Raw genomic sequence first — 11,499 nt, 5'->3', positions numbered from 1 at the left:
ACCCGGCTTCGCCACCGCGCAGGAGTCACTGCGTGCCACCTACGCGGTGAAGGGTGAGGACGCGGTGAAAGAAAAGAATGATGAAGGGCGGCTGAAATGCCGTCCTTTTCTATGCCCGCTTCGCCACCGCCCCGATTTATCGGGGCGGTGAAGGCGGGGAAAGACGTGGAATAAAATAGGTGTATATGCTATAATATACGCTGCATTATGAGGTAAAACATTAGTATAAACCTTTAAAAAGTTAGGTGCGTTATATGAAAAAGAATATGTCTATTGGAGTTGGTATTGGCATAGCTGTTTTAGCGGGGGTTGTATTGGTCACGTTATTTCTTTCAAAAGAGGAATGGAAATCTGGCGGGAAAGAAGCAATTCAACCGGCTGCGTTGTCAGTTAAAGGAAAAAACTATCAAGTTGTGTTGCCGTCAAAGCTGACAAGAAAAGATGTTTTACCCTCTGCGATCACTATTTCTGATATTGAAGTGCTTCCTCTTTTGGATAACGAAAAAAATGATGTTGTGAAAACATATGAAACACTTAAAAAGTCGTTGGCAAGCAAGGATACCTCAAATGTTGTTAATGCCGCCAACAAGCTTCGATATTATGGGCTTAAAGAAATATCAGATTCAGGATTTAAAGCCATTGCCGCAACGTATCCTGACATAAAAGATAAAGAAAAGCTTGCTGACGATCTTGATAAAAATACAAATCCTGGTGCGGGAGTTATTTACGGGTGTGTTGTCAAAGAAGCAATAAAGAAAAATGCCTTTGATACGGTCTCGAGAGTTATAAAGAAACTGGCAGTGCTGCCGAGCGAAAGAGAGTCATGGCATAGCGGTATGATGTATCTTTTGGGAGAAGCGAAGAAGAGAAAAGATATCGGGATAATAACTGATCTTTCGCGTGATATGTTTTTTAACGCTGATTATGACGGTGCGCAGGCAGGATTTCAGGCACGTTTATCACTTGCTAAGGATAAGAGCCAAAAGCTTGATACGGCGTTGGAATATGAGTCTTTTGGCTACAATATTTTTTCTAAAAAAGATCTTATGATGTTTATTGATGATGCACGCGAGATGAAAAATAATGAGGCCGCGATACGTTTTATTGGCCAGCTGTATGGTAAGGACAAGAAAAAGGCGGTAGAAGTTATGTTTTCTTTTGTTGATACAGCGGTTAAGGAAGATGTGCCGATTGAGGACATTGCCGAAATGACAATGCCGCTTGCGTATTCGACTGATGATGATGCCAGGTCAAGTCTTTTTAAAATGTGGCGGACACTTGGGGCCTCATATGTAAAGGCAAAGGATCCGCATGGTATTGAGATGGTTGCTGAGTTTGTGGGTGCTCTTCCCGGTGATGAAGGAAAAAAATATGCGTTTGAATTGATGAACATACTTTTAAAAATAGAACCAAAAATAGATATACAGCAAAAAGTAGCGGTTTTACAAAAAGCGGTGTTTTTTGGAGAGTCATCCAAACAGTTTCTTGAAAAGCAAGCGCCTGATATATTTAAAGAGGCCATTAGAGATAATAATGCGCAGGATATTGAGTCGCTATCATGGGATTTTATTAATTCTGATTCAGAAGCGTTGCAATCGCTGGGGATCGAAGGGTATACCGAAATTGCTGAAAAGCTCACTGCTAAAGGGGATTATGTTGAAATAGTAGGGCTTTCTAAAAGGTTTGTTGGTTTCAAGGATGACGAAAAGATCAAAAAGAAGGCTATGGAACTATGGAAAAACGCATTTAAAGAAATTGTTGCAAGTGGTGCGAAACCCGAAGATATTATTTTGGAAGCTGTTGATGGTGCTGCCTTTTTTAGGGATCCGGAGGTTTCTAATACAGCAAAAGAGGGTGTTAATAGCTGTAGGAATAGTATAAAAAATGACAGTGTGTTTGAGAGGTGCGATTATGCGGGGCTTCTTATGAATAGCCGGGATAAAGACATGGAACAAATTGGCAGGACAATATTAAATGGAGCTGTTCTGGATATGAAAAATGAGGATGATCCCGACCAATTGCTGAGCTTTGCCGAGCTTTTAATACAAATGAATGACCCTCAATATAATAGAGAGGGTATAGATATTTTGAAGAAGTTGTGGGATATTAATGTTAAAGAAAAGAGTTTTACGAATACCTTTGTTTCAGAATTAATAAGTGTGATTTATAATTCTGAAGACGAAGCTCTTATAAAAGCAGTGAAAAAGACGATGGAAACGGCCAAATCAAATGAACCTGCGGATGATGTTTTGCGCCTTTTGCCACAGGAAAAAGCGGATACGGAATAACTTTTACCCCGCAAGGGATAGGGATTTAATGCTAGGAAACATCACATGTTTCCTGAGGGCGACAAACAAAAGCCGCTATGCTTTTAGCGAGTGGTCTTTTGAGTCTCATTAAAAAAGGAGGAATTATGATAAAGATTGCAGCGAAACTTTTTTTTATAGGAGTATGTTTATCGATTGCTGTTATATCGTATGCGGAAGAAAAATCTGGTCCTAATGAAACTGTTGCAAAAGTTAATGATACGGTTATTACGGTAAAACAGGTAAATAATATTATCGACAGTGTCCCCGGCGATTTTAGGAGTATTATTAAATACAAAAAAACCGGTTTAGTTAATGATATTGTTGACAGAGAGATTCTCTATCAAAATGCCATTAAGAAGGGATATGAAAATGATAGTGATGTTCTTAGTTCCCTTAAGATGATCAAAAAACAGCTTATTGCCGAGTGGTACTTGAAGAAGGAAGTTAGTGATAATGCTGTGGTGAGTGATGTTGAAGTAAAAGAATATTTTGATAAAAATCCGGATGAATTTGGTATTTCAAAAGGTCAGGCTCAATCATATATTGATAAAAAATTTATGAAAACAAAAGACAGTATACGGGAAAGCCTGCTTATGCAAAAACGGGTTGATACAGTAAGACTATTTATTGATGAGTTAAGATCAAACGCCGATATTACGATCAATCAAGATGTGATCGACAGAATAGAATAATACACACAAATAACAGCAGCGACCATTGCGCATAGAGGGCGGCATTTCTGCCGCCCTCTATGCGCAATCTTAGCTTACATCGCCGCGGTGGGTGTGTGTGTAAATGGGTTGCAGCAACCATTTAGGAGAGGGCTCGATTAGAGAGCACCTTTAAGGGGCGAACTGCACGAGAAAGACCGCGGAGTAATCAAAAAGAAAAATTACTCACAATGCTTGATAAGGCAAGATGGCAAAAAGCGATCAAAGAGGGAAGTATAAAAATAATGGGTAGAAGAAAGATTGCCATGACTATTTAATAAATATGGGATAATTAGTTTATGAATAAAGTGGATGGTGTAAAATATTTATACATAAAAAGCTTGACTAATTTGCGTTTATAAAGTAAATTGGCCATATGTATAAAAGAAGATATTTAGAAGATATTATTGTTAAACTGCATAAGGGCTGTAAAGTTCTTTATCTTGCGGGTCCTCGCCAGGTTGGCAAGACGACTCTGTTAAAACATCTTTCTAAAACAATTGGCATGAACTATGTGTCTTTAGACGATCTTTCCATAAGAAAGCTTGCACAGGAAGACCCTCAATTGTTTCTGCAAAATTATTCGGCACCTTTGTTAATAGATGAGGTGCAATATGCTCCGCAGCTATTCCCTTATATAAAGATTAACGTTGATAATACAGATAAAAATGGCCGGTACTGGTTAACAGGGTCACAGCAGTTCTCAATAATGAAAAATGTGAAGGAATCTTTAGCGGGTAGGATTGGCATTGTTAATTTACTTGGTTTCTCTGTGGCTGAGGATAGACAATTACCAGGCAATAAAAGTCCTTTTACCCCATCAGCGAAAAATCTCAACGAGAAACCTATAGATGTGAAAAAGTTGTTTAAGATTATTCACCGGGGCTCGTTTCCACTTTTAACCCACAAAAATCATCCTCCCTTGGACGTGTTTTATAATTCTTATTTACAGACGTATATAGACAGAGATCTGAGGGAGATTTTCCATATATCAAAAATATCTTCCTTCCATAAGTTCCTGCAGCTGTGTGCAGCTCGAACGGGTCAATTATTAAATTATAGTGATTTAGCACGTGATGCGGATATCTCAGTAAATGCCGCAAAGGACTGGATAAACATATTAACTGCCAGTTTTCAAATCTATTTACTTGAGCCGTATTACAAAAATATATCGAAAAGAATGATCAAAAGTCCCAAGCTGTATTTTCTAGATACCGGACTTGCCGCGTATTTGACAAGATGGAAAACTCCGGAAACATTATATCATGGAGCTATGGTGGGTGCATTTTATGAAACCTTTGTTGTAACGGAAATAATAAAAAGTTATTGGTATCATGGACAGGAGGCTCCGATATATTATTATCGTGACAAAGAGGGACATGAAATCGATGTATTGATTGAGAGGGACAATATACTTTTTCCTGTTGAAATTAAACTGGCTTCTGCTTTTCATAAAAGGGACTTGAAGAATATTTCGTATTTCAGAGAAAGGTTCTCCGGTGTTGGAAAGGGAGCAATAGTATCATTATCTCCTCGACGTATACCGATTGATAGAGAAAATGATGTTATTCCTTCCTGTATGATATCATGATCTGACACCCACAGCTTTTATGCTGATATAAATGGTTGCTGCAACCATTTAGGATTATTTTCGCAAAACATGTAAAATAGGCTTGACAACTCCATATATATATGTAAAATGGAGTTATGTATTCCAGAATAATTAAATATCAAAAAGAGAAAAGTTTCTTCTTATTTGGTCCTCGTGGGACTGGTAAGACAACGTGGGTGAGGTCTACGTTTCCAAAGGCGATTTACATAGATCTCTTGGAAGCCGAAATATACAATGATCTTTTAGCAAGCCCGCAAAGGCTAGAAAATTTTATAACAAAAAATTTTAAAGAGTACATTATTATAGATGAAGTTCAAAAAATCCCTGAACTTTTAAATGAAGTCCATAGATTAATTGAAAAGTACAAATATAAATTTATCTTAACAGGATCAAGTGCCAGAAAATTAAGACGCCATGGGGTGAATTTGCTTGGGGGACGTGCTTTAACATGTGCTTTGCATCCTTTTACGGTTATTGAACTGGGAAGAGATTTTGATATAAGTCATTCTCTATTGTATGGGCATCTGCCATGCGCATGTACGGAATCTGACCCCAAAGGATATCTGGAAAGTTATGTAAGGACGTATTTGGACGAGGAAATACGTCAGGAGGGGCTTACAAGAAATTTGAGTGCCTTCTCAAGATTCCTTGAAGCTGCTAGCTTTTCTCAGGGGAGTGTGTTAAATGTTGCAACTGTCGCGCGGGATTGCGCAGTTGAACGAAAAGCTGTCGAAAACTACTTTACAATACTAGAAGATCTATTGATAGCATATAGATTGCCTGTCTTCACGAAAAAAGCAAAACGTCGTTTAGTTTCGCATCCTAAATTTTATTTTTTTGATGTTGGAGTTTATCGTACGTTGCGACCAATGGGGCCGCTTGATATGCCTGAAGAAGTAGAAGGCATTGCATTTGAGACACTATTTTTACAGGAGCTTATTGCGATTAATGATGCACTTGATTTGGGGTATACCATATATTATTGGAGAACGTCAAATAATATGGAAGTAGATTTTGTGTTATATGGAAAAAGAGGTATCCTTGCATTTGAAATTAAACGTACAGGTAAAGTTAAAAGTCATATGTTGAGTGGCTTGAAATCTTTTCTGAGAGATTATCCTATTGCAAAAGCTTACTTTATCTACGGCGGAAAACGTTTAATGAGAGAAGATAGAATAGAAGTTCTTCCCTTAGAGAAGACATTAAAGGAGCTCCCAAATATTCTGGCATGAATATGTAATATTGGATAAAGAAAAAGGGGTCTTGAATTGTGAATTTGATTTTATTACAAAACCGGTAGCCGCAGGTCTTTAGCCTGCGTTGAAGAAATAAATCGGGACACTCCTTTAAACTTGTTAACAAGCAAATAGTTACAACGTAATTACAATAGTGATCGGTTACTATTTTCTACAAAATCAGATAAACCTCAAATGAATACAGTTTGATTGCACATAAAAAAAATGAATGACACGAAGTGTCTTATTGGGGATTTAATTATTATGTATCGTGACTACATAAAGAAAATAGCAGTTGTATCGTGCATGCTGTTTATCCCGTTTGTGCCATTTGGCGATATAACTGATTCACACCTTGAAAAACGATCTAAAGAAGTATATAACACACCGCTTTCCGATAATGAGGTCAGCTTTCAATGGCTTGGTACCGCTGGATTTAAAGTGCAAAAAGCAGATATGATACTGCTCTTTGATCCCTATGTTACCCGTGTGCCGCTCATATCGTTATTTATCGAACCATTAAAGCCAAACAAAAAACTTATAGAACAGATGTTTCCAAGAGTAGATTATATTTTTGTCACTGATACTCATTTTGATCACTTTATGGATGTTCCTGATATAGCTCTCAATACAGGCGCTAAAGTTATTGGATCTGTTATTTGTGCGAAACTGCTGCGCATATGTAAGGTTCCTGAAAGCCAGATAATCGAAGTGAAAAGCGGTGATGAAATCACACTCGGGAATATGCGTATTAAAGTGGCATTTGCAGAACACGGACTTGTGTTGTTTCATAAACCGTTTTACGGAGATCAGGTTAGGGATACACTGCGTCCACTACTTAGAGTAGGTGATTATGTGTGTAAAGATACGCTTAGCTATCATGTATCCATTGATGGATTTCGTTTTTTTGTGATCTCGGGATTGAAATTCAATGATGATGAGATGGTAGGTGTTGAGTCCGACGTTGTCATATCAAATGTTATGACCCATACCGAAGGCTTTGTTGAAAAATTGTTACAGGCAACCAAGCCGCGTATTTTATTTCCTTCACACTATGACAATTTCTTTGAGTCATATTCATCCGGTGTTATGACCTGGCCGATAATGGATTTTTATACCTATTGTGAAAAGGTAAAGGCTTTTGACCCAGAGATAGACATTATCACTTTGGATTTCTTTCAAGAATACCGTGTTTCGATCAACGATGCTTCTCATGTAAATAATAAACAGTGATTATAGTATTCCCAAATGGATGGTATTGGTGCCGCTCGTTTTATACGTAAAGATGAGCGAACAAAAAATATTCCTATTATTTTTGTTACCGGTTATGTTCACGGGCAAGATACTAATGAAGTAAGAAATATCCCAAACTGTGGGTTTCTTCCAAAACCTTTCCAGATGCAACAATTATTAGATATGGTAGGGCAATATATTGGCGGATAACATTAAATAACGGGTGTAAAAGGGCATATTCATTTTTTCTGAATATGCCCTTTTTTTTGTTTAATTTAAAGATTAAATTATATTTATATGCTATACTTTCTACATATAAAGAGGTCTTTTAATGGCAGATAGTAAACGATCAATGAGTAGTAAGATCATCAAGGAATTAATACTACCGGGATGTATACTCGTATTATTAATTGCCTCATATATATATTATAAAATAGAGTATTATGGATTGCTTTCTAATGAACTGCAGCTTGAACTGGTAAGATATGAGACGACATTTTTCATCCTTTTTGGCGCATATATTCTGCAAAAGGTTTTAAAAGCTGTGGCGAGTTGGTATCACGAGAATATTGCGTTAAAAACACAAACATCTTTTGATAATGATCGACAGGCCGTTTCGGGTAGGTGACAGGATCAGGCTTCTTTCGGGAGAGAATGTTGTCGTAAAAGATATTGGTATTCGGCGCAGTAAGTTCGTTTTTGATGACGATAAGGCGATTATTATTATGCCAAACCAGGATCTTAGTAAGAGTAAAATTGTAAACTACACATTTGCAGAAGAAAATAGTAATGAATCTTGAGGGGGGTCTCGTATGAAGAATATCTATTCATGTTATGGGGATGACGAAACGTGGAATATCAGAGAATCTGAATGGGTGACCAAACTTCAAGCTGTTCGTGAATCTCAATTCGCACTTGGAAACGGATACCTCGGTATGCGGGGTGTCTTGGAAGAAATTCCGCATGGAGCGCAGCCAGGAACCTATCTTTCCGGACTCTATGACAAGATGGCTTCGCAAGTGGATGAGCTTGTTAATCTGCCCAATCCGATCAATTTTAAATTCACCGTTGAAGGAGAGAAACTCGATCTTTATGCAATGGATGTTACTGACCACACCCGTGTTCTTAATATGAAGAAGGGAATGCTTCTCCGTCAAACAATGTACAGTGATACAACAAAAAGACGGTATGACTATCAATCTGTGCGGTTTGTATCAATGCATAATAAACATATCGGTGTTATGCAAATGACGCTAACCCCGCTTGATGGTGCGTGTGTTTTAGATATTAATACAGGAATTGATACATCGGTGGATAATGTTGAGATCTTAAGTGAGGGGAGTAAAAAACATTTTAGAGTAAAAGAACTTGGCACATCTCATAAAGCAGGGTATCTCACCGTGGACACTATGGAGAAGCATAATACAATAGTTTTCTGGAGCGGTTTCTACTATGAAAAAGATGGGAAGAAAGTGTATGCAAAAGATAATATTTTTAGGCTTAAATTAAGGAAAAATCAGACGGTTACTTTCACAAAGATATTTTGTATAAAACATTTTCCGTATAAGCATGACTGTGAGAGTTACAGAAAAGAAACATTCAAGGTGTTTTACAATGCTTTTCACGGTAATTTTACGACACTTGCCGCAAATCATATCAAGGCATGGGAACGTACATGGAAAAAAGCCGATGTTTTAGTGTTTGCAACAGAACATTTGCAGATGAGAATCCGGTTTAATATTTATCATATGCTGATATGTGCCCACTACGATAGTGGGTTTTCAAGCGTTGGCGCACGAACATTAAGCGGAGAAGGATATCGAGGCCATATCTTTTGGGATGCTGAGATATTCAATATGCCCTTTTATCTTTTTAAGTTTCCTAATATTGCCAAAAATATGCTGATGTATCGTTATCGGAGACTTGACGTGTCACGTGAGATTGCCGAGCGAGATGGTTTTAAGGGTGCTCGCTATGCGTGGGAATCAGCACGTACCGGAGAAGAACAAACACCTGAGTGGGCTCGCGATTTTGATGGAACGGTCATTAAGATTCATACGCATGATTATGAAATACACATAACGGCTGATATCGCCTATGCATTATATAAATATTATGTTGTGACCGGTGATGAAGAGTTTATGAATCATTACGGGTATGAAATGCTATTTGAAACCGCACGGTTTTGGGTGTCCCGCGCGCAGTATAATAAACGCAAAAAACGTTATGATATCAATAATGTTATAGGACCGGATGAATTTCATGTTGATGTAAACAATAATGCGTTTACGAACATGATGGTAAAGTGGCATCTCCTTACCGCCGCAAGAATGTATAAAGCCCTAAAAAATAACAAAAAAGTGGCCAAGACATTAAAAGAAAAACTAAAATTAAAAGATGTAGAAGTGCGTGAATGGGGTAAAGTCGCTCGTGGGCTGTATTTTAATATCAATAAAAAAACAAATATCATCGAGCAGTTTGAAGGATATTATAAACTGAAGAATGTTGAGGTAGAAGAAACGGATGAAAATGGCATGCCGATTCTTCCCTCGCGATATAAAGCCGAAGATTTAGATAAAACCAAGTATGTGAAACAGGCTGATGTTGTTATGCTCTTGTGCTTATTGGATGATGTTTTTAATCTCAAGACAAAAAAAGAGAACTACAACTATTATGTACCAAAAACATTGCATAAATCTTCTTTGAGTTGTTCTATGCATGCGCTTCTTGCCTGCGAAGTCGGGGACATGAAACGCGCGTACGATCTTTTTAATGTTGCCCTCAGAACGGATATTAGCGATTCCTACGGTAATACAAAAGAAGGGATACATGCGGCATCACTCGGTGGGACCTGGCAGGTTCTTGTGCACGGTTTTGGTGGGGTTGGAATTTTTAAAGAAACGCTGTCAATAAATCCTCGCATGCCTCGATCATGGAGCAAAATGTGTTTTGCCGTTTCATGGAAGCATCATACTGTAAAGTTAGAATTGACGAATAATCTTATTAAAGTACGTATAGGAACAAAAGATAAAAAAATGATAGAGATAGGTATATTTGGAAAACGTGTACAAATAAAACCTAATAAAGTCCATATCTTCACACGTAAAAACCTTAAATCAAATGAGGAGTATTATTACTAATGAAAAAGAAATTATTACATATTATGCATTTGCATTGGGCATTTCCACCGATCATTGGTGGCGTTGAAACACATCTTACCGTTATTCTTCCTGAGTTGGTAAAAATGGGCCATAGCGTTAGCTTACTTACCGGTTCTGTAGCTGGAGCAAAAGATAGGGAAGATTATTATGGCGCTACTGTTTTAAGGACGCCTCTTATGGATTTAAACTGGCTCTATAAAAGAGGGTTAGATGCGCTTGAAGATGAGCTGTATGAATTATTCTCATCATTTTGCAAAGAAATGAAACCTGATATTATTCATGCGCATAATATGCACTATTTTAGTGAAGTACATGTTATGACACTCAAGCGTGTTGCAAATGAACGCAATGTCCCACTCATTCTTACCGCACACAATGTATGGGATGATAATTTGTTTCTTGAATTAACTCATAAAGTCGAATGGGATCATATTATTGCGGTAAGTCATTTTATAAAAAGAGAAATTATCGGTATCGGAATAGATGACAGGGACATTACTGTTGTTCATCATGGTCTTGATCAAAATAGGTTTTCTCCGAACACAAAACCGGGAAATATCCTTAAGAAATTCCCACGACTCAAAGGAAGACGCATTATATTTCATCCTGCGAGAATGGGCTTGGCAAAAGGGTGCGATACAAGTATTAAAGCAATTCAAATTGTGCGAAAAAAGTTTCCCGATGCGCTTCTTGTTTTAGCAGGGTCAAAGAATATCGTTGATTGGGGAGAAACACAGCAAAAAGATATAGCCTACTTTGTAAATCTCATAAAGCATTTTAAACTTGAAGATCATATTATGATCGATTTTTATTCTCTAGACGAAATGAAGAAAATATACGCACTTACGGAAGTAGTTCTCTATCCATCAACGGCATCAGAGCCATTTGGCCTTACCATGCTTGAAGCAATGGCCTCAGAGCGCCCGATCATTGTTACTCGAGCAGGCGGAATGCCGGAAATTATAAAAGATGGTATAAATGGATTTGTTATTCCGATAAGAGATTTTGAAATAATGGCTGCAAAAATCAATACGCTTCTTGAAGATAAACGCTTGAAAGAACGTCTGGGGTATACCGGAAGACAGATGGTAATGTCTCAGTATACAAAAGAAAAAGTAACTGAAGATACGGTTCGTGTATACGAAAATGTTTTGAGAGATAGAAAAAAGAAGAAGAAAAAATAATTAAGCGGTATTTCATATAATTCATTGGTTCTCAAATGTATGCGAGAATATCTAT

Annotated in this window: 10 protein-coding genes; all 10 read left to right on the top strand. The window is 37.6% G+C overall.

Annotation, left to right across the window (positions count from 1 at the left end; genetic code table 11):
- Window positions 1–254 precede the first annotated feature (254 nt).
- A complete protein-coding gene (locus P9M13_05370) occupies window positions 255–2,288 on the top strand; it encodes a hypothetical protein (GenBank protein MDP8262715.1) in 2,034 nt (677 codons plus the stop codon).
- A gap of 125 nt (window positions 2,289–2,413) precedes the next feature.
- Window positions 2,414–3,001, top strand: coding sequence for a hypothetical protein (locus P9M13_05365; GenBank protein ID MDP8262714.1), 588 nt, complete (start codon window positions 2,414–2,416; stop codon window positions 2,999–3,001).
- A 394-nt stretch (window positions 3,002–3,395) separates the two neighbouring features.
- A complete protein-coding gene (locus P9M13_05360) occupies window positions 3,396–4,610 on the top strand; it encodes an ATP-binding protein (GenBank protein MDP8262713.1) in 1,215 nt (404 codons plus the stop codon).
- Between the two features lie 116 nt (window positions 4,611–4,726).
- A complete protein-coding gene (locus tag P9M13_05355; protein MDP8262712.1) occupies window positions 4,727–5,863 on the top strand; it encodes an AAA family ATPase in 1,137 nt (378 codons plus the stop codon).
- A 228-nt stretch (window positions 5,864–6,091) separates the two neighbouring features.
- Complete coding sequence (locus P9M13_05350; protein ID MDP8262711.1) at window positions 6,092–7,099, top strand: MBL fold metallo-hydrolase; 1,008 nt, start codon at window positions 6,092–6,094, stop codon at window positions 7,097–7,099.
- Between the two features lie 15 nt (window positions 7,100–7,114).
- Window positions 7,115–7,309 (top strand): hypothetical protein, encoded by a 195-nt coding sequence (locus tag P9M13_05345; GenBank protein MDP8262710.1) that lies wholly within the window; start codon window positions 7,115–7,117, stop codon window positions 7,307–7,309.
- 121 nt (window positions 7,310–7,430) lie between these two features.
- On the top strand, window positions 7,431–7,727 hold the full coding sequence (locus P9M13_05340) for a hypothetical protein (GenBank protein MDP8262709.1): 297 nt from the start codon (window positions 7,431–7,433) through the stop codon (window positions 7,725–7,727).
- Window positions 7,699–7,899 carry a mechanosensitive ion channel gene (locus P9M13_05335; GenBank protein ID MDP8262708.1) on the top strand — a complete coding sequence of 67 codons (201 nt, stop codon included), beginning with the start codon at window positions 7,699–7,701 and terminating at the stop codon, window positions 7,897–7,899. Before P9M13_05340 ends, P9M13_05335 begins: the two co-directional genes overlap by 29 nt.
- Before the next feature lie 12 nt (window positions 7,900–7,911).
- Window positions 7,912–10,239: a glycosyl hydrolase family 65 protein gene (locus P9M13_05330; GenBank protein ID MDP8262707.1), complete on the top strand. Its 2,328-nt coding sequence runs from the start codon at window positions 7,912–7,914 to the stop codon at window positions 10,237–10,239.
- On the top strand, window positions 10,239–11,444 hold the full coding sequence (locus P9M13_05325; protein MDP8262706.1) for a glycosyltransferase family 4 protein: 1,206 nt from the start codon (window positions 10,239–10,241) through the stop codon (window positions 11,442–11,444). The genes P9M13_05330 and P9M13_05325 overlap by 1 nt, the downstream gene beginning before the upstream one ends.
- Window positions 11,445–11,499 lie beyond the last annotated feature (55 nt).

Source organism: Candidatus Ancaeobacter aquaticus (assembly GCA_030765405.1).
In the GTDB taxonomy this organism is placed as follows: Bacteria; Auribacterota; Ancaeobacteria; order Ancaeobacterales; family Ancaeobacteraceae; genus Ancaeobacter; species Ancaeobacter aquaticus.
The sequence above is the reverse complement of the archived record's forward strand: the minus strand, read 5'-3'. Positions and strand labels throughout refer to the sequence as shown.